Here is an 18,853-nt window from a genome sequence, read left to right on the forward strand (position 1 = left end):
GCTGAACAGAATGAAATGGAGAACGTTTTATTAATTAATTGAGGACATATGTCCTTTATAGGCAGACTGACCTATACTTAAATAGATACAAAAGTCATTTACATGGGGAGAATAACGATTTATGAGAGGAATCTTGTTTGCTTTTCTGGGAGGCGCTTGTATTACGCTACAGGGGGTAGCGAATACACGGATTAGTCAGGATATCGGGACATGGCAGGCGGCTGCCGTTACTCAGCTAATAGGTTTTATTTTGGCAGCATTAGTTTGGATGTTTACAAAGGATGGCCGTGTGTCTGAAATGAAACAGGTAAAGCCGATGTATCTTTGGGGTGGTGCTTTTGCGGCTATCATTATATTTAGTGAAGTCACCGCCATTCAACATATTGGGGTTACGTTCACGATCTCGGCGCTGTTGATTGCTCAGTTATGCTTAACATTTCTGGTAGACATCAAGGGATGGTTTGGCATTGTGAAGCAAAAGATGAAGCTGCCACAATTTATAGGTATTGGTATGATGATCGCGGGTGTCATTATTCTAAAGCTCTAAAATAAAACATTATTATAGAAAAAGCTTAGAACGTAGAATTGAAGGTGAGCTGAGGAATGAGGGAAATACAGGATCAAGAGCAGCTAAAGTATTTTTTGCATCTGCATCAGTTGGAATCCATACTCTACGAGCCACTACATCCCTATTTGTCGCTGTATCGTTTGGAGCAAGGGGAAAAGCTCTGTTCGCAGGGAGACGCCATTGAACATCTGTATATTCTGGTGCAGGGCAAGGTCAAAATTTTTACCAGCTCTACAGAAGGGAAGACTCTGATCCTTTGCTTCAAAACCCCGATCGAGGTCATAGGAGATGTTGAATATATTCGTAATAGTCACGTCATCAATACAGTAGAGGCAGTGTCGCCGATCTATGTGATTGGTGTCCATCACCAATGGATGAATAAGTACGGCAGAGATTATGCTCCTTTGCTGCAATTTCTATTGGATATTGTCACGCGAAAGTTTTGTCTGGACTCTGATTTCTCCAGTTTCAACCTTATGTATCCGGTGGAAGTCAGGCTGGCGAGCTACCTGCTATCTGTTTCTTTTGACGAATCCAATTCTGCCTTTCATGAGGAACTACGGGCATCTAGTCTGGTGGATGTGGCGAATTTGATCGGAACCAGTTACAGACACCTTAACCGTGTCATTCGCAAGATGATTGAAGAGGGATTGGTTGAACGGGCAAAAGGCTATATTGTCATTAAGGACAGAAAAGGTTTGAGTGAACTGGCAGGCCATAATATTTATGAATCGTTGTAATCATAGTGCTTTGAAGTAGAGCAGCACAATAAAGGGACTATCAAGGGAGAGGTAAACATGTTATTAGGGCTCATATTGGCAGTTATCGCAGGTGCTTTGGTCAGTCTGCAAACGATATTCAATAATAAGGTGAATGAGCGGACAGGTTCATGGGCCACAACGACATTGGTACTGGGAACGGGCTTCTTGGCTTCCTTGCTTGGGAGTCTTATTTTTGAAGGGAAAAATACATTTGCTTTACATCATATGCAGCTATGGTATTGGTTCAGTGGCATGATTGGTGTTGGAGTTGTGTTCTGTCTGGTGCAAGGAATGAAGCGACTGGGCCCAACCTATGCGATTTCCATCGTATTGACGGCACAATTAGGTACCGCTCTGTTGTGGGATTCGTTGGGATGGCTGGGATTAGAAAAGATTCCGTTCACCTTCAATAAGTTGATCGGTGTAATCGTCATTATTGGCGGTATTCTCGTTTTCAAATTTGGACATGGGCGGACGAAGGAGCCACAAGAAAATATTACACCTATACCTGATTCGATGAAGAGCTAAAGGAGGTTGTGATGACCTTTATCCTGCTGTGATTGGGGTCCCGCTTTCGCAGGGGCATTTTGTAGAAAAGCTGCATCTTAAGCAGGTGCTGCTTTTCATCCCATAGGCAAGAAAAAATGTTCACAGTCATGTATATATTTTTCCATCCATGATACAATGAAAATATCTTAAAATAGTGCTTTAAGGGCTTAGATATTTGATATATGAGACGATAAATAGATCGGTTACCGTGTTCGGGAACGGTCTTATTTGTGCTTCACGAACCTGATGGAATAAACAGAGTGACTTTAAATGAGGTGGAACATAGATGAGTAATACAGAAAATAAAAAGGGATTATCTGACGGCTCAGACAGATCCGGTTCTTTGTTACCTGCCGCACGGACAGGTGAACGGAAGATTGAGCATGTCCGCCTTTGTCTGCAAGAAGATGTGGCCGGACATGGGGTCACCACCGGACTGGAGCGCTATGCTTTTAAGCACTGCGCTTTGCCTGAGCTGCATTTTGACGAGGTGCGTCTGGATACAACTTTTATGGGACGCGCTGTACGGACACCGTTGCTCATCAGTTCTATGACTGGCGGCAGCGCGGAGACAGGAGCGATTAATGAGCGATTGGCAGAGACCGCAGAAAGACGCGGCTGGGCGTTGGGCGTCGGCTCGGTACGAGCTGCGGTGGAAAAAGAGGAATTGGCTTCAACCTTTGCGGTTCGCCGTCTGGCACCCAGCATCCCGATCCTTGCTAATCTGGGTGCAGTGCAGCTGAACTACGAATTTGGCGTGGAGGATTGCCAACGTGCAGTGGAAATTGCCGGAGCGGATATGTTGGTGCTGCATTTGAACGGATTGCAGGAGATATTCCAACCTGAAGGGAATTTGGATTTCAGCGGGCTGCTTGAGCGCATCGAAGAGTTGTGTCATCGTCTTTCGGTGCCAGTAGGCGTGAAGGAAGTAGGCTGGGGCATAGATGGTGAGACGGCATCGAGATTATATGATGCAGGCGCCGCTTTTATTGATGTCGCTGGTGCAGGCGGGACAAGCTGGAGCCAGGTGGAGAAATTTCGTAATCCTGATCCTGTGCGCCGTGCAGCGGCGGAGGCGTTTGCGGATTGGGGCAATTCGACCGCTGATTGTATCGTGGAGGTTAGAGCAGCCCAGCCTAATGGTACTCTGATTGGCAGCGGTGGACTGAAAAACGGTGTCGATGCTGCGAAGGCACTTGCTTTGGGCGCCGACATGGCAGGCTTCGGTCGCTCTTTGCTTGGCTCGGCGGTCACCTCCAGCGAGGCGTTGGAAGCGCGATTGGAGCAAGTAGAGCTGGAATTGCGCACAGTCATGTTTGGCATCGGAGTTGCTGGGATCGAAGGTCTTAAAGACACGACCAGACTAAGAAAGAAGGCGAACGGATGAGTGGATTCATTAAGTTGGTTCCGATGAACGCAGAGCAGTATGAACGCTTTGAGCAACGCTCACTCGCGGATTATGCGGAGGAGAAAATCCAGGCAGGCGCGTGGACGGTGGAAGAGGCACCGGAACGGGCAAAGGAAAGTTTCGCAACATACTTGCCGCAAAGACTGGGTACACCTCATGCTCACCTGTATATGCTTGAGTACTCAGATAGTACGGGTCAGGGCCGAGAGGAAGTGGGATATATCTGGTTCAATATTACAGAAGGTACGCAGGGCAAAGAGGCCTTTTTGCTGGATATTCTCGTTTACGATTCATATCAGGGGCAAGGCCTGGGTACGTTGACGATGCAGGCGTTGGAACAAGAAGCTCGGAAGCTGGGTGCGGTTCGCATCGGTCTGCATGTATTTGGGCATAATGAGCGGGCTTTACATGTATATCGCAAGTCTGGTTATCGGGTTACGGATATCCAGATGAGCAAGGAAATCTAAATAAAGAAATCTAAATAGGGATGCGGCAAAACCCTAAATTCACAGTCATATGCTTGCCGCATGTATAGGTTCTCCTATATAATGTGGGTTGGTAAACTAACAGATGGTATAACGCATATTTTATATAAACGGGAGTTGTTCTGATTATGGCTTTAAAAGCGGGGATCGTGGGTCTGCCGAACGTGGGCAAATCAACACTGTTTAACGCAATAACGCAGGCGGGAGCGGAATCCGCAAACTATCCATTTTGTACAATTGACCCTAATGTAGGGGTCGTTGAAGTACCGGACGAGCGGCTGGATAAGCTGACTGAACTGGTAGTACCGAACAAAACGGTACCAACGGCTTTTGAATTTGTTGATATTGCAGGACTTGTACGAGGTGCCAGCAAAGGCGAGGGTTTGGGCAACAAGTTTTTGGCTCATATTCGTGAAGTAGATGCCATTGTTCATGTGGTACGCTGCTTTGAAGATGAGAATATTACCCATGTGGACGGCAAAATTGATCCGATCAGCGACATTCAGACGATTAATCTGGAATTGATTCTGGCGGATATCGAAAGTGTAGACAAGCGCATTGAACGTTCCCGCAAAAACATGAAGGGCGGCAACAAGCAGTATGCCCAGGAGGTTGAAGTACTGGAACGGATCAAGGAATCGCTGTATGCTGACAAACCTGCACGTAGCGTAGAATTGTCAGAAGACGAAAAGTTGATTATACGCGACCTTCATTTGCTTACAATGAAGCCTGTATTGTACGCGGCTAATGTCAGCGAAGATGGTGTAACGGAAGCTGACAGCAATCCATATGTGCAAAAGGTACGTGAATTTGCAGTGGCGGAAAATGCTGAAGTGGTACCGATCAGCGCTAAAGTAGAGGCTGAAATTGCTGAGCTGGAAGGCGAAGACAAGGCAATGTTCCTTGAGGAACTGGGGCTGGCTGAATCCGGTCTGAACCGTCTGATCAAAGCAGCTTACCGCTTGTTGGGACTGTATACGTATTTCACAGCAGGTGTGCAGGAAGTACGCGCATGGACTATTCACAAAGGAACAAAAGCACCTGGCGCTGCGGGCGTAATCCACTCGGATTTTGAACGCGGATTTATTCGGGCTGAGGTTGTATCCTATGATGATTTGGTCGCTGCTGGATCTATGAACGGGGCCAAGGAACGTGGTCAGCTTCGTTTGGAAGGCAAGGAATATGTGGTGCAGGACGGAGACGTAATGCATTTCCGTTTTAATGTTTAGTATGCATCTCGGCGTATAACAAACAGAGTTTATATACAAACATATTAAGTAATGATATATGTGTTGCCTGCATGTACCAATTACGTAGTCGCTGCCTGTCCCGGGCGGCGGCTTTTTATATTTGATTCGCATTTCTTTTATTAGTTGAGAGTTTGTTATTCAACTCTTTAGCGAGATTTTGTTTATTCGACTTCAATTGATTTGCGGATTTTTGCAAAATCCTAAATTAGCAAGTATTTTATGTAGCTAATTAATCGAATAGTTGTTATAATAAAGAGCTGTAGCCAGTGAATTTAAAGCTGGTTTCATATTAATTTAACTGAAGAGGTGAATCGCTTGTTGGACCGATTGCAATCATTGGCGGACCGCTACGATAAACTGAGCGAACTGCTCTGCGATCCGGATGTGGCGAACGATAGCAAAAAACTTAGAGATTATTCCAAAGAACAGTCTGATTTACAGCCTGCTTATGAAGCATATACCGAATATAAAACTGTCGTTGAGGAGCTGGACGCTGCTAAAGCCATGCAGGCAGAAAAGCTGGACGACGAGATGCGTGAAATGGTCAAAATGGAGATTGAAGAGCTGAGTGCCCGTAAGCGGGAGCTGGACGAGAAAATTCGTATTTTGCTGCTGCCGAAGGACCCGAACGATGATAAGAACGTTATTATCGAAATTCGTGGTGCTGCGGGTGGGGACGAGGCCGCGCTGTTTGCAGCGGACTTGTACCGGATGTACACGCGTTATGCAGATACCCAAGGCTGGCGTGTAGAGCTGATGGATGCAAACATGAATGACCTTGGAGGCTTTAAAGAGGTTATTTTCATGATTAACGGACGCGGTGCATACAGCAAAATGAAATTCGAAAGTGGCGCGCACCGTGTACAGCGGATTCCGACAACTGAATCTGGCGGACGTATTCATACATCTACCTCCACGGTGTCTGTGATGCCTGAGGCAGAGGAAGTGGATATCGAAATTTTAGACAAGGATATCCGCGTGGATACTTTCTGCTCCAGCGGTGCGGGCGGTCAGTCCGTTAATACAACCAAGTCGGCGGTGCGTGTAACGCATATGCCAACAGGTATTGTGGCAACCTGCCAGGACGGCAAGTCCCAAAACTCCAACAAGGAGAAGGCGCTGCAAGTTTTGCGTGCCCGTATTTCGGATATGATGCGCCAGGAAGAGGAAGCCAAATATGCAGGCGAGCGTAAGAGCAAAGTAGGTACTGGAGACCGCAGTGAGCGTATACGTACTTACAACTTCCCGCAAAGCCGTGTAACGGATCATCGCATTGGTTTAACCATGCACAAGCTGGACCAGGTGATGAACGGAGAGATCGAAGAAATCGTATCAGCACTCACGATTGCAGAGCAGGCTGATTTGATGGAACAAGAGGTTTAAGTTTTGGGGAACGAACGCGATTGTGTGTATCGGATGCCGCCGGAACGGAACATGAGTGTCAGAGAAGCCTTAGTTGAGGCTTCTTCTTTTTTAGGAAGTTGCGGCGTGTTGGAGCCGCAGCATAATGCCCGCTTGCTGCTGGAACATGTGCTTGGACTGGAAGGTACGAGGTTTTACGCCGCTCTGGGCGATCCGTTCCCTTCCTCCGTCAAGGACACATGGGAACGGATCATCGCCCGCAAAGCTGCGGGTGAACCGGCGCAGTATATTATCGGACAGCAGGAATTTTATGGCCGCCCGTTCGCGGTTTCACCGTCGGTGCTGATTCCGCGCCCCGAGACGGAACTGCTCGTCGAGGCGATACTCCAGCACGGCGACCGGCTGTGGCCGAGCGGTGCTCCGCACGCGCTCGACATCGGTACGGGCAGCGGCGCGATTGCCGTGACACTGGCGGCTGAGCGGCCGCGCTGGCACGTGGCGGCGGGGGATATTTCTGCCGCTGCGCTCGAAATGGCGGCCCAGAACGCTGCCGCAAACGGCGCAGCCGTAGAATTCCGCGAGGGCGATCTACTGGCGCCGTTTACGGGAACGGTGGTGGACATCCTCGTGTCCAACCCGCCATATATCCCGGCTGCTGACATCGCTGGCTTGCAGCCAGAGGTGCGCGACCATGAGCCGCGAATGGCGCTGGATGGCGGTCCTGACGGGCTTGGCCCGTATCGGGCAATGCTGGAGCAGCTGGGGCTCCTTCAGGCCCCGCCCCGGCTAATCGGGTTTGAGCTGGGGATGGGACAGGCCAGAGACGTGGCTGGTCTGCTGGAACAGGCAGGTCACTGGAAGAACATTCTAATCATTCCTGACCTTGCGGGGATCGAGCGACATGTCCTAGGCGTCTCGGAGTAGTGCTGCATTTTCTTTTTGCGAGTCTTTCCTTTAGAATAAGAGGAGTATGACCGAGAAACGGCTCAGGGGGAAATCATGCTTCAGAAATTGAAAAAAATTGATGGTCCGGTTATTTTTATTCTGGTTTTGCTCATGGCGATTAGTATCATAACGGTATACAGTGCTGGTAGGGGTCCTACGAACTTGGCAGAGCACGGCAACGACTACCAGAAGATGATCGGGTATTATATATTGGGCTTTGTAGCGATCTTGGGTTTAGCGATAGTCGATTTTCGGATATTCATTAAAAAAGCCTTGTATGTATATGGAGGCGGGATATTCCTGTTGATTCTCGGCTTTTTTGGCGGGACGGTTAATAACTCTCAAGGCTTTTTGAAAATTGGTGGCTTAAATCTTCAGCCTGCCGAGGTATTCAAGCTGGTTCTTATCATTTTTTTGGCGTATATGCTGATTAAAAAGCGCAAGAGCAAGCTGTATTTTATTCAAGATGTTCTTCCAGTTGCTCTGGTGAGCTTTGTCCCGTTTGCCATGGTCATGGCACAAAATGACTTGGGTAATGCGCTCGGTTACATTGTCATCGTCATTGGTATGCTATGGATTGGTAATGTGAAGGCATCCCATGCGCTAATCGGATTTATCGTATTTGCAGTCGCCGTTGGTGGAGGGATCAAAGCGTATATTTCGTTTCACGATGAGATTGATTCCTTTATGAAAGGTATTGGCCGTAGTCACTGGGTAGAGCGTTTGGACCCTTGGCTGGTACCGGAAGAAGCAACCGCGAAGGCATCTTATCATACGAAAAATGCCAAACTGGCCATAGCTTCTGGCGGGATGATGGGCAAGGGCTTTTTGCAAGGAACCTCGGTACAGTCCGGGCGTGTTCCCTATACGTATGCGGATTCTATTTTTGTAGTTGTAGCAGAGGAGTTTGGGTTTGTAGGCTCATCCATTCTGCTATTGCTATATTTTATTTTGATTCACCGAATGATCCTGATTTCGCTGGAATGTCGGGATCGGGCTGGCCCGTATATAATTGTCGGGATTGTGTCCATGTTGCTGTATCAGATTTTTGAGAACATTGGTGCGTTTCTGGGCATTATGCCACTTACGGGGATTACGCTTCCATTCATAAGCTATGGCGGTACCTCGTTGCTTATTAACATGGCTAGTATTGGCTTGGTTATGAGTATTAAGGTGCATGGCCAGGAGTTAGAGGATGACCTGCCACAGCCTTCCAGAGTAAGCTTGACGAAGGCGAAAAAAGCCTAGTACAGGCGGATTGTGACTAAATATTGATGGTTATTTGACGAGTTGAAACGGTGTAGCAAAAGAGTCCAGATTGTGAAATCTGGGCTTTTTTATATTCCTAGGTGACGATCAAGCTTGCAATAGCCTGAATTTTTTACGAGATTCATAGGTTTAGACTCTCCCAAACCGGACAGACTGATAGACATGATAGAGTTTGGGTTTGGGGGGACGAAAATGAGAAGTTGGATGAAGCAAACTGCAATGATACTCTTTTGTATATCGATATTAATGATGTCTTGGGAAGGTCAAAAAACGGACGCTGCGATGACCACGGGAGCAAGAGGGACTTTAGCGTCTGGAGTGGCCACCACAGGGTTGAAGGTAATTCCGCACGATTCCATCCGACTGCGCATTTTGGCTAATTCGGATCGTCCAGAGGATCAGTTGGTTAAGCGCGAAATACGGGACGCTATCGTGCAGCAGATGAATGCGTGGGTGGGTGAGCTGGACAATCCACAAAGCCTAAATCAAGCCAGAGTGTTGATTGATGCACATTTGCCTGAAATTGATCGCTTGGTAGGTTCAGAACTAGCTCGACGCGGTATAGCGTATGATCATCAGGTAGAGCTGGCAAGTGTACCTTTTCCGACGAAAATGTACGGTGGTCTTGTCTACCCGGCAGGGAATTATGAGGCGCTTCGAGTTACACTGGGGCAAGGAAAAGGACAAAATTGGTGGTGTGTGCTGTTCCCGCCGTTGTGCTTTATTGATGCAGGCAGTGGTGAAGCAACAGCACAAACTGTATCGGCAAAAACGAGTCAAGAAGACAATCAAACGAATGCTGCTGACAAAGAGCCGGAAGTACGTTTTTTCCTGTGGGATGCCCTTACGGGTCTGTGGAGCTGGGTGACTGGCTTGTTTGCCTAAACGTCTCGTCAGAGCTATGGAAAAGAGAACAACGAGGGTAAGTTTCCCCATATGTTATAATGGAACTTACGATAGATATACAGATAGCAGAGCCAAATTGATCTGATTTGTTAAAGCGGGTTTCTTGGGGATCAGGGCAATGAAATGGCCTATATGACAATAAGATATGGGATGATCTGATATGAGCGATAAGGTGAATCAAATGCATGACTTGCACGCAGGTTTTGTGAAAAAAGAGATAGAAGAGCAGGAGCAGGCATTACAGCCTTCGCATACACACTGGTGGGATGTAAGATGTCTGGTTTCTGATGAGGACACGACTATACCTGCTACCTTGTCTTTTGAGGTGGAAAAAGCGGCTTCCGTTGGTTCTGTCAACAACACAGACGGGGATGATCCTGACGAGCTTTCAGCTGAACAGGCTCTAATCACTGCGGAAAAGGGCATACGGGAGGCCGCCGTACTTCTCCAGGCTGGAGAGACGGTAGCCTTTCCTACGGAAACCGTGTACGGACTGGGGGCCGATGCGCGCAGCACTAAAGCGGTAGAGGCGGTATTCGCTGCTAAAGGGCGTCCGTCCGATAATCCGCTCATTGTACATATTTCCGATGCTGCTCAATTAAAAGGCATGGTAGCGGAAATAAACGATACAGCCCGAGCGCTGATGAATGCATTTTGGCCAGGACCGCTGACCATCGTATTGCCGGTAGTGCCGCAGGCACTGTCATCGCGTGTGACCGCAGGCTTGGACACGGTCGGTGTACGCATGCCGGATCATCCGATCGCGCTGCGCTTGATCACGGAAGCTGGTTGCCCGCTGGCTGCACCAAGCGCCAACCGCTCGGGAAGACCCAGCCCGACTCTAGCACAGCATGTGCTGGAGGACCTGGAGGGCCGCATCGGCGGCATTTTGGACGGAGGCCCCACGGGGGTGGGACTGGAGTCCACAGTAGTACAAGTCGGTGACGACGGAACCGTCACCATTCTGCGCCCCGGCGGCGTGACGGCTGAACAGCTCGCTACGGTTGCTCGCGCCGTCGTACTGGACCCGGCGCTGGCTGACACACCCGGGCAGGACGCCCATAGCCTGGCGCCACGCTCGCCGGGCATGAAGTATACGCACTATGCGCCGCGAGGGCGCTTGAGTGTGGTACAAGGCCCGTCGTCTGTTGAAGTGACGGGCTGGATTCGCACCGCGTTGGCGGAGGCTACCGCGCGCGGGGAGCGCACGGCGGTGCTCGCGTTCGACGACCATGCCGCCAGCTACGCCGGAGAACGAGTCTACACGCTGGGCAAGCTGGACGCGCTTCATGAGGCGGCACAGCGCCTATATGGCGTGCTGCGCCGCTGCGATGAGGACGGTGTCACCTACATTTTGGCGGAAGCCTGTCCGCCGAAAGGATTGGGAGACGCTGTCATGAATCGACTGCTTAAAGCGGCAGGTCATCGAATCATCCGTCTGTAGCTTCTGAAAGAATGGAGTCTCTTATTTTAATTTCTCCTCTCTCCGCGTCTCTGTTTTGGGTATTTTCAGTGCCTGCTTGTACTGATTTGCCCCTTGTCCGCATAACGTGTACAAGAACAGACGGATAATGGAGGGATGGAGTATGCTGGCAGCCTCTGCCGATGCTGGGCAGGTTGTAACGATTCTGATCATGGCAGTAGCGCTAGGGATGGATGCGCTATCGCTGGGCGTAGGGATCGGTATGAAGGGGATACGCCTGCGAGACGTGCTGCGCATCAGCACTGTGATTGGTTTTTTTCACATCCTGATGCCATTGCTGGGAATGTTCACAGGCCATTATATGAGTTCTTTATTAGGCCATGTAACGACCTACTTCGCAGGGGGATTACTCATCCTTTTGGGCGGGCATATGGTATATAATTCCTTCAAGGGGGACGGCGTACACGTATTGGATCATCGGTCGCCATTGGGTCTTTTGCTGTTTGCGCTTGGGGTGAGCATTGACTCATTTTCTGTGGGAGTGTCACTGGGAATGTTCCAGAGTGACCTGGTGCTGACTGTTCTGGCCTTTGGTTTTTGCGGGGGAGCGATGGCGATGCTGGGGCTGTTACTGGGGCGCAAGGTCAGCCGTAATCTTGGGGATTATGGAGAAGCGGTGGGCGGTGCTATTTTGCTGGCATTCGGCTTTATGTTTATGTTTTGATTTTAACGTAGACAGTGTAAAATAAATACAGGATTTGAGTAATCCTCTGTTTATATATTTTCAACATACGGGGGGTGAAGACGTTGAAGAATATTTTATTTGTATGCACTGGGAACACCTGTCGCAGTCCAATGGCTGAGGGAATGCTGCGTAAGCTGGCTGCTGAGCATGGTCTGGAACTGGACGTGCGTTCCGCTGGAGTAGCTGCGATGGACGGCACGCCGATATCCCGACATGCAGAGGCGATTCTGCGTGATCACGATATATCCGATCAGATCACTTCAACTCCTTTAAGCGACGGGCTTGCCGAGTGGGCACATCTGATCTTAACCTTGACACAAGGACATAAACAGCATGTCGTACAGCGGTTCCCCCAAACGGCAGGCAAAGTATTTACGCTGAAGGAATATGTGGAGGACCGGGACGCAGTGCTGAATGACGTACAGGAGTTAGATGGCTTGTATGCTTCACAGCAGTTGATGGCTTCACTCGGACAAGAGCTATCGACGCAGGAGCGTGAACGAATGATTGAATTACACCAACGGATTCCGGGCTTCGATATCTCAGATCCATTTGGTGGTTCGCGTGAGGACTACGATGTCACAGCGGCAGAAATCCGTACGGCTTTGCATAAGTTGTTGGACAAGCTAAAAGGTTCTTCCGAATAAAATCGGCACCGTTCCTCTATTTTGTACGGAATCTGTTGATTTTCGACGGTTAATCCGTTAAGATAAGGTGGAAAAATGAGAATCCGGTGTAACTGGCGACAAAAGTGGGATCAACCACGATGGAGCATCGGATATACGGCCGGTCGCCTGGGCAAAAGAGCAATTCCACATAGGTGTGGACTGCTCTTTTTTCGTATACAAGCTACAGCAGATCTTCTGCTGCCTTCTTGTTCTTCCATTTTTTCTGCTCGAAATCTGAAACATCGGCTATAATATAGTCAGATTGTGATCAGGAGAGAGTGTGTTGAACTTGGGCATGAAACCGTGCCTAGTCTCTGAGAGGCTGTTCAACCAAAGGAGGTTCCAATGGTAGAACAATTGGATCATGAGATTTCACTCGAAGCACAGACCGCTTCTGTCGTGCGGGAAATTGCAGAAGCGGCCAGTCTCAAAGCTGGTCGCCTGCTGGTTATTGGCGCAAGCACGAGTGAAGTGGCTGGAAGTCGGATCGGCACAGCAGGAGCGCTCGATGTGGCTCAGCAAGTGCTGTCTGGAGTAGAATCCGTTCGCAGAGAGTATGGCTTTGATGTGGCGTTTCAATGCTGTGAGCACTTGAACCGAGCACTGGTCGTTGAGCGTGCTCTACTGGAGCGATTAGGACTGATGGAGGTTGCGGCTGTTCCTGTTCGTACAGCAGGGGGCTCTATGGCTACCGTTGCCTATCGCTCTATGGATGATGCATGTCTGGCGGCGAACGTGCAGGCTCATGCCGGGATAGACATCGGCGAAACGCTGATTGGCATGCATCTACGCCCAATTGCCGTTCCGTTTCGCCCAAGCCTTCGCTGGATTGGTGAAGCACGTGTGACAGCTGCGTTCACTCGTCCTCCACTTATTGGCGGACAACGGGCAGTGTACAGTCTGGAACAAGAAGCCGGCGGAAACTGCGATTAGCATTTGTCATGTCGGCATGTTAGTACTGATCTTTTTTGCATTAATGATGAGGTACCCAACAGAGGAACAGGCATTTGCTTGTATACCCAAAATTTGACCATGGAGAGGGAGTAATCAATCATGATGGAACATCTGCGTAAAAGTGACCCGGCAGTGATGGAAGCAATGGGGCTTGAACTGAAACGGCAACGCCACAATATCGAGCTGATCGCATCCGAGAATATCGTCAGTGAAGCAGTAATGGAAGCCATGGGCTCCGTGCTTACCAATAAATATGCTGAAGGTTATCCGAACAAACGCTACTATGGTGGCTGTGAGCATGTAGATATCGTTGAAGATATTGCACGTGACCGCGCGAAAGAATTATTCGGCGCCGAGCATGCGAACGTGCAGCCTCACTCTGGAGCACAAGCTAACATGGCGGTATATCTGGCAGCTCTTCAACCTGGAGATACTGTACTGGGTATGAATCTGGCGCATGGCGGCCACTTAACACACGGAAGCCCGGTTAATGCCTCCGGTTTGTTGTATAACTTTGCTGCTTACGGTGTACGTGAAGACAACTTCCGTATCGACTACGATGAAGTGCGCAAAGCAGCCTTCAAGCACCGCCCACGTTTGATCGTAGCTGGTGCAAGTGCATATCCGCGTACTATTGATTTTGAAGCTTTTGCTTCCATTGCTAATGATGTAGGTGCTTTGTTCATGGTGGATATGGCACATATCGCAGGTCTCGTGGCAGCAGGGATTCACCCTAGTCCAGTTCCTCATGCCCAATTTGTGACAACAACGACACACAAAACGCTACGTGGTCCGCGTGGGGGTCTAATTCTGACTCGCAAAGCGTGGGCGCAAGCGATTGATAAAGCTATCTTCCCTGGTACTCAAGGAGGACCACTGATGCACGTGATCGCATCCAAAGCAGTTGCTTTGGGTGAAGCGCTCCAGCCATCATTCAAAACCTATGCGCAAAACGTAGTTCGCAACGCACAGGTGCTGGCTGAAACACTGCTGGCAGAGGGGATTAATATTGTATCTGGTGGTACGGATAATCACCTGATGCTGTTGGACACACGCAATTTGAATATCACAGGTAAAGAAGCGGAGCATGTATTGGATTCTGTGGGTATCACGGTCAACAAAAACGCCATTCCTTTTGACCCAACGAGTCCGTTTGTTACTAGCGGGATCCGTATTGGTACACCTGCTGCAACTTCTCGTGGTATGGATGAAGAGGCTATGGTTAAAATCGGTAAAATCATTGCTGATACTCTTAAAAATCCAAAAGATGATACTGTATTGTCCAAAGCAAGCCAAGCAGTTGGCGAGTTAACAGACAAGTTCCCAATCTATACAGGAACCCAATACTAATTCATCGTCATTCCTTTTAATCTTATATGATAAGGCTGTTTTCCTTTCGTTAGCGGAGGGGGAACAGCCTTTTTTGTGTCCAGACGACTCGAAACTTACATTTTTGGGTAATAAGCGATTGCAGTAAGGATTATGCGCGTTTTCCTTCATGATCTACGACAAAGGAGTGATTGCAATGAGCCAAAGAAAATCCGCGCAATTATTGCAGCAGCTCGTATTTGTGGGACCGATGGCGTTGTTTTTCGTCTTAATTATGGTCATTCCGTTCCTGCTGGGGCTGTATTATTCCATGACGAACTGGGATGGCGTATCTGAACATGTCAGATGGCTCGGGCTAGGGAATTACATTCATATTTTTAGAGATGATCCAGATTTCCGTAATGCTTTTTGGTTTACGGTCCGTTTTACCGTATGTGGTGTCATTTTAACTAACCTGGTGGGCTTTTTCCTGGCCTATGCGCTTACAAAGCCATTGCGTACCCGCAATGCACTGCGAACTGTATTTTTTATGCCTAATATGATCGGCGGCTTACTGCTCGGCTTCATCTGGCAATTTATATTTGTACGCGGTTTTTCGGCGGTGGGAGAGGCGACAGGGCTATCTTTTTTCAAACTACCGTGGTTGGGTGATGGGCCTACTGCTTTTTGGGGAACTGTCATTGTGTTTGTTTGGCAATACGCAGGTTATCTCATGGTTATTTACATATCCTCTCTAAATAATGTTCCGCACGCCCTTATTGAATCGGCCCAAATTGACGGTGCGAGCCGAAGACAGATTTTGCGTCATATCGTGGTGCCGCTTATTATGCCAGCAGTGACCGTCTGCTTGTTCCTAGCGATATCCTGGTCCTTTAAAGTATTTGAGTTGAATTTGGCTTTAACAAAGGGTGGGCCATTCAAGGCGACTGAGTCTGTAGCGTTGGACATATATAATGAAGCGTTTACAAATAATCGACTTGGATTGGGAACTGCCAAGGCTATGATTTTCTTCGTGGTCGTTGCGATCATTACCAGCATTCAGGTGCGTCTCACGAAGAAAAAGGAGGTCGAAATGTAATGGGAAAAACATCGAACTATCGTTTAAGCACATGGGTAGCTGAAATATTGCTTATTGTGGTTGGGTTGATCTTTCTAGTTCCGTTCTATTTTTTGCTCGTGAACTCCGTTAAATCTTTTGGAGACATTTTGGCCCATTCCGCTTCGTGGCCGACAACCTTCCGTTTTGAAAACTATGCTAACGCCTGGAATAAAATAAACTTTCCCACAGCACTGGGGAATTCACTGATCGTCACCATCGTCAGCAATACGCTTTTGCTGCTGATCAGCTCGATGGCCGCCTACCAAATGGTTCGGCATGACACTCTTTTTAATCGGTTCCTGTTCGGACTGCTTGTGGCTGCGATGGTCGTGCCTTTTCAATCGATTATGTTGCCGCTTATGGAAGTGTCCAACGTATTGAGTCTGAACAACAGCATACCAGGACTAATTTTGTGCTATCTGGGTTTTGGAGCGCCTTTATCAGTATTTCTGTTTCATGGCTTTATTAAAACGGTACCTATTGAGGTTGAGCAGGCGGCGAGAGTGGACGGTTCTTCTCGTTACGGGGTGTTCTTTCGCATCGTTTGTCCACTGTTGCTCCCTATGTTCGTGACCGTACTTATTTTGAATACGTTATGGATCTGGAATGATTACTTGCTGCCTTCGCTCATTTTGAATGATCCTGAGCTGCGTACGATTCCGATTGCCACCTATATGCTGTTTGGTCAATATACCAAGCAATGGGACTTGGCGTTGCCCGCACTGGTACTTGGAATCACGCCAATCGTTGTGTTTTTTCTGGTGATGCAAAAATACATCGTTTCCGGCATTGCGGCCGGAGCGGTTAAAGGCTGATGGGAGGGATATCGGATGAAAAAGACAGTGCTGCTTGTCATCTCCCTGATGTTGCTGCTTACATGTATGCTTGCAGGTTGTGGTAATACGAAGGCTCAACAGAGTGGGATCAAAACCATACACATTTATCAATTCAAAGTGGAGATTTCGGAACCGTTGAACAAGCTGAAGGCTGAATATGAAAAAACGCACCCTGGCATCAAGCTGGATATCCAATCTGTCGGTGGGGGTACAGATTACGGTGCTTCGTTGAAGGCTAAGTTCGCATCAGGCGATCAGCCGGACATTTTCACAAATGAGGGTTATCAAGATCGCGATACGTGGTTTGAGTACCTGGAGGATTTATCGGATCAGCCATGGGTGAAGGACTTGGACGATTTCGCCCGTAAGCCCATGACGGTTAACGGTAAGATTTATGGACAGCCTATGAACCTGGAGGGATTCGGTTTTGTCTACAACAAGGATTTGTTCAAAAAAGCGGGTATAACCAAACTACCTCAGACGTTAGATGAATTGGAGGAAGCAGCCAAGCGACTGAAAGCAGCAGGGATTATCCCTTTTGCTAACGGCTATGCAGAGTGGTGGGTTCTGGGAAATCACTTTATCAATATCCCCTTTGCCAGACAGTCGAACCCGGAGAGTTACGTTGCGGATTTAAACAAAGGAACTGCTCGCATCCCTGGTAATCCCGTGTTCGATCAGTGGGTGAAGTTGCTTGACCTGACTTTAAAATATGGAAACCCCAATCCGCTCACAACGGACTACAACACACAAGTGACACTGTTTTCGACAGGCAAGGCCGCTATGATGCACCAGGGGAACTGGACGCAGCCGCAAATAGATGGAATTAATCCTAACTTGAATTTGGGTATTCTTCCAAGCCCCATAGACAATGATTCCTCTACTGGAGATAAACTGGCTGTGGGAGTGGCCTCAAACTGGGTGGTCAATAAAAATTCTCCTGTGAAGCAGGAGGCAAAGGAATTTCTCAATTGGCTGGTTACATCAGAAACAGGAAAACATTATATCACCAAGGAGTTTAAGTTCGTTCCTGCCTTCAAAAGTATCACGTCCAGTGACGAGACCACAGGTGATTTGGGTGCGGAAATATCTCGGCACGTGAAAGAAGGCAAGATATGGAGCTGGAACTTCCAGCGCTTCCCGAAGGGACTGAATCAGGATTTAAGCAGTAGTATACAAGCCTATATTGCAGGGGTTATTACGAAGGACGAAATGCTTCAGCAATTTCAGGGAGCGTGGGACAATCTGAAGTATAGATAAAGAAATTGCATGGGGTGGCAGAGGCTATATCTCAGGCAGGAAGTTTAGAGCTGGTAGGCTTTGACGGTCAAGGGCCGTCAAAGCCTTTTTGATATGATTTTATATGACAAAAGTCACACGTAAATGGGCCTTGCCAAGCATTTTACTTGTCATATCTTTCCCTTGACAAAAGGTTGCGGTGGCAGGTGTTAAATCAACCAAGGGAATGTTATAATAAACAGGATTTACAGGCACGCATTGCATCTGTGCTTATTTGGTTTGTACAAATAGGTTACATAGATCCTTTCGAATCAGGATGTTCGATATGCTGGTGCGGAAGAACGTGACGATAATACCGGAGGGAATATATTATGGCAAAACTGGTGGTTTGCGATCACCCTTTGATCCAACACAAACTTACATTTATTCGCGATGTGCGGACCAACACGAAAGATTTCCGTGAATTGGTTGATGAAGTAGCAACTTTGATGGCTTATGAAATTACAAGGGATATCCCGCTGGAGAGCATTACGGTGCAAACTCCAGTTGCTGAAACCGAAGGTAAAGTGATTTCCGGTCGTATGCTGGGCCTTATCCCGATTTTGCGTGCAGGCTTGGGTATGCTGGATGGTGTCGTAAAGCTTTTGCCGGCAGCAAAGGTAGGACATGTGGGGTTGTTCCGCGATCCTGAGACATTGCAACCCGTAGAATATTATACAAAGCTGCCTACGGATGTAACTGAACGTGAATTGATCGTAATTGATCCAATGCTTGCAACGGGCGGGTCGGCGATTGCAGCGATTGATGTGTTGAAAAAGAGAGGCTGTACTCAAATTAAAATGATGAATCTGATTGCCGCTCCTGAAGGAGTGAAAGCTGTGCAGGATGCGCATCCTGATGTAGACATTTATGTCGCTGCACTGGACGAGCGTTTGGATGATCATGGCTACATCATTCCGGGTCTTGGAGATGCAGGAGACCGCTTGTACGGAACCAAGTAGACTACTTTTAGCGGTTTGGCACAATCTATGGACGCTAAGACAGATCATCTATCTGA

19 protein-coding genes and 1 riboswitch are annotated in these 18,853 nt (G+C 48.3%); all 19 genes read left to right on the plus strand.

All coding sequences use genetic code 11. The annotated features are described in order from the left end of the window. Window positions 1–121 precede the first annotated feature (121 nt). The 19 genes from KSP24_RS05460 (at window position 122) to upp (ending at window position 18,797) form a co-directional block, all read left to right on the plus strand. On the plus strand, window positions 122–547 hold the full coding sequence (locus tag KSP24_RS05460) for a DMT family transporter (protein ID WP_013373460.1): 426 nt from the start codon (window positions 122–124) through the stop codon (window positions 545–547). A gap of 56 nt (window positions 548–603) precedes the next feature. Next, window positions 604–1,308 (plus strand): Crp/Fnr family transcriptional regulator, encoded by a 705-nt coding sequence (locus KSP24_RS05465; protein ID WP_040102692.1) that lies wholly within the window; start codon window positions 604–606, stop codon window positions 1,306–1,308. 57 nt (window positions 1,309–1,365) lie between these two features. After that, on the plus strand, window positions 1,366–1,857 hold the full coding sequence (locus KSP24_RS05470) for a DMT family transporter (RefSeq protein WP_013373458.1): 492 nt from the start codon (window positions 1,366–1,368) through the stop codon (window positions 1,855–1,857). A 307-nt stretch (window positions 1,858–2,164) separates the two neighbouring features. Further along, on the plus strand, window positions 2,165–3,265 hold the full coding sequence (gene fni / locus KSP24_RS05475; protein ID WP_216974654.1) for a type 2 isopentenyl-diphosphate Delta-isomerase: 1,101 nt from the start codon (window positions 2,165–2,167) through the stop codon (window positions 3,263–3,265). Then, window positions 3,262–3,753, plus strand: coding sequence for a GNAT family N-acetyltransferase (locus KSP24_RS05480; protein WP_216974655.1), 492 nt, complete (start codon window positions 3,262–3,264; stop codon window positions 3,751–3,753). The genes fni and KSP24_RS05480 overlap by 4 nt, the downstream gene beginning before the upstream one ends. Window positions 3,754–3,899: 146 nt before the next feature. Continuing rightward, window positions 3,900–5,000 (plus strand): redox-regulated ATPase YchF, encoded by a 1,101-nt coding sequence (gene ychF / locus KSP24_RS05485; protein WP_013373455.1) that lies wholly within the window; start codon window positions 3,900–3,902, stop codon window positions 4,998–5,000. 336 nt (window positions 5,001–5,336) lie between these two features. Beyond that, window positions 5,337–6,404 carry a peptide chain release factor 1 gene (gene prfA / locus KSP24_RS05490; protein WP_013373454.1) on the plus strand — a complete coding sequence of 356 codons (1,068 nt, stop codon included), beginning with the start codon at window positions 5,337–5,339 and terminating at the stop codon, window positions 6,402–6,404. Window positions 6,405–6,407: 3 nt separating this feature from the next. Further along, window positions 6,408–7,307, plus strand: coding sequence for a peptide chain release factor N(5)-glutamine methyltransferase (gene prmC / locus KSP24_RS05495; RefSeq protein WP_129550121.1), 900 nt, complete (start codon window positions 6,408–6,410; stop codon window positions 7,305–7,307). A gap of 75 nt (window positions 7,308–7,382) precedes the next feature. After that, on the plus strand, window positions 7,383–8,576 hold the full coding sequence (locus tag KSP24_RS05500) for an FtsW/RodA/SpoVE family cell cycle protein (RefSeq protein ID WP_013373452.1): 1,194 nt from the start codon (window positions 7,383–7,385) through the stop codon (window positions 8,574–8,576). A gap of 213 nt (window positions 8,577–8,789) precedes the next feature. After that, window positions 8,790–9,482, plus strand: coding sequence for a stage II sporulation protein R (spoIIR, locus tag KSP24_RS05505; RefSeq protein ID WP_216974656.1), 693 nt, complete (start codon window positions 8,790–8,792; stop codon window positions 9,480–9,482). 181 nt (window positions 9,483–9,663) lie between these two features. Then, window positions 9,664–10,947 carry an L-threonylcarbamoyladenylate synthase gene (locus KSP24_RS05510; protein WP_216974657.1) on the plus strand — a complete coding sequence of 428 codons (1,284 nt, stop codon included), beginning with the start codon at window positions 9,664–9,666 and terminating at the stop codon, window positions 10,945–10,947. Window positions 10,948–11,089: 142 nt separating this feature from the next. Next, window positions 11,090–11,650, plus strand: coding sequence for a manganese efflux pump MntP (locus KSP24_RS05515; protein WP_013373449.1), 561 nt, complete (start codon window positions 11,090–11,092; stop codon window positions 11,648–11,650). An 83-nt stretch (window positions 11,651–11,733) separates the two neighbouring features. Beyond that, window positions 11,734–12,318, plus strand: a complete 585-nt coding sequence (locus KSP24_RS05520; RefSeq protein WP_064961669.1) for a low molecular weight protein arginine phosphatase — start codon at window positions 11,734–11,736, stop codon at window positions 12,316–12,318. Between the two features lie 78 nt (window positions 12,319–12,396). Then, a riboswitch (ZMP/ZTP riboswitch) is annotated at window positions 12,397–12,478 on the plus strand. Between the two features lie 206 nt (window positions 12,479–12,684). Next, entirely contained in the window at window positions 12,685–13,272 is a 588-nt protein-coding gene (locus KSP24_RS05525) for a TIGR01440 family protein (RefSeq protein ID WP_025678226.1), read from the plus strand. Window positions 13,273–13,392: 120 nt separating this feature from the next. Beyond that, complete coding sequence (locus KSP24_RS05530) at window positions 13,393–14,643, plus strand: serine hydroxymethyltransferase (protein ID WP_302054337.1); 1,251 nt, start codon at window positions 13,393–13,395, stop codon at window positions 14,641–14,643. Between the two features lie 175 nt (window positions 14,644–14,818). After that, window positions 14,819–15,700: a carbohydrate ABC transporter permease gene (locus KSP24_RS05535; RefSeq protein ID WP_025678224.1), complete on the plus strand. Its 882-nt coding sequence runs from the start codon at window positions 14,819–14,821 to the stop codon at window positions 15,698–15,700. Then, a complete protein-coding gene (locus tag KSP24_RS05540) occupies window positions 15,700–16,536 on the plus strand; it encodes a carbohydrate ABC transporter permease (RefSeq protein ID WP_064961671.1) in 837 nt (278 codons plus the stop codon). The genes KSP24_RS05535 and KSP24_RS05540 overlap by 1 nt, the downstream gene beginning before the upstream one ends. A gap of 15 nt (window positions 16,537–16,551) precedes the next feature. Beyond that, the gene (locus tag KSP24_RS05545; protein WP_058711479.1) at window positions 16,552–17,817 is read left to right on the plus strand and encodes an ABC transporter substrate-binding protein; all 1,266 of its coding nucleotides are present in this window, start codon (window positions 16,552–16,554) and stop codon (window positions 17,815–17,817) included. Between the two features lie 350 nt (window positions 17,818–18,167). Beyond that, complete coding sequence (gene upp, locus KSP24_RS05550; RefSeq protein WP_013312332.1) at window positions 18,168–18,797, plus strand: uracil phosphoribosyltransferase; 630 nt, start codon at window positions 18,168–18,170, stop codon at window positions 18,795–18,797. The last annotated feature ends 56 nt before the right edge of the window (window positions 18,798–18,853 follow it).

Origin of the sequence: Paenibacillus sp. AK121 (assembly GCF_019042715.1) — a bacterium.
Lineage (GTDB): Bacteria > Bacillota > Bacilli > Paenibacillales > Paenibacillaceae > Paenibacillus > Paenibacillus polymyxa_C.

Coding starts and splice junctions, on each gene's coding strand:
- KSP24_RS05500 (WP_013373452.1), top strand. CDS start 7,383: ATGCTTCAGAAATTGAAAAAAATTGATGGTCCGGTTATTTTTATTCTG.
- KSP24_RS05510 (WP_216974657.1), top strand. CDS start 9,664: ATGAGCGATAAGGTGAATCAAATGCATGACTTGCACGCAGGTTTTGTG.
- KSP24_RS05465 (WP_040102692.1), top strand. CDS start 604: ATGAGGGAAATACAGGATCAAGAGCAGCTAAAGTATTTTTTGCATCTG.
- KSP24_RS05545 (WP_058711479.1), top strand. CDS start 16,552: ATGAAAAAGACAGTGCTGCTTGTCATCTCCCTGATGTTGCTGCTTACA.
- KSP24_RS05470 (WP_013373458.1), top strand. CDS start 1,366: ATGTTATTAGGGCTCATATTGGCAGTTATCGCAGGTGCTTTGGTCAGT.
- KSP24_RS05535 (WP_025678224.1), top strand. CDS start 14,819: ATGAGCCAAAGAAAATCCGCGCAATTATTGCAGCAGCTCGTATTTGTG.
- spoIIR (WP_216974656.1), top strand. CDS start 8,790: ATGAGAAGTTGGATGAAGCAAACTGCAATGATACTCTTTTGTATATCG.
- KSP24_RS05530 (WP_302054337.1), top strand. CDS start 13,393: ATGATGGAACATCTGCGTAAAAGTGACCCGGCAGTGATGGAAGCAATG.
- KSP24_RS05525 (WP_025678226.1), top strand. CDS start 12,685: ATGGTAGAACAATTGGATCATGAGATTTCACTCGAAGCACAGACCGCT.
- fni (WP_216974654.1), top strand. CDS start 2,165: ATGAGTAATACAGAAAATAAAAAGGGATTATCTGACGGCTCAGACAGA.
- KSP24_RS05460 (WP_013373460.1), top strand. CDS start 122: ATGAGAGGAATCTTGTTTGCTTTTCTGGGAGGCGCTTGTATTACGCTA.
- KSP24_RS05515 (WP_013373449.1), top strand. CDS start 11,090: ATGCTGGCAGCCTCTGCCGATGCTGGGCAGGTTGTAACGATTCTGATC.
- KSP24_RS05540 (WP_064961671.1), top strand. CDS start 15,700: ATGGGAAAAACATCGAACTATCGTTTAAGCACATGGGTAGCTGAAATA.
- upp (WP_013312332.1), top strand. CDS start 18,168: ATGGCAAAACTGGTGGTTTGCGATCACCCTTTGATCCAACACAAACTT.
- KSP24_RS05480 (WP_216974655.1), top strand. CDS start 3,262: ATGAGTGGATTCATTAAGTTGGTTCCGATGAACGCAGAGCAGTATGAA.
- ychF (WP_013373455.1), top strand. CDS start 3,900: ATGGCTTTAAAAGCGGGGATCGTGGGTCTGCCGAACGTGGGCAAATCA.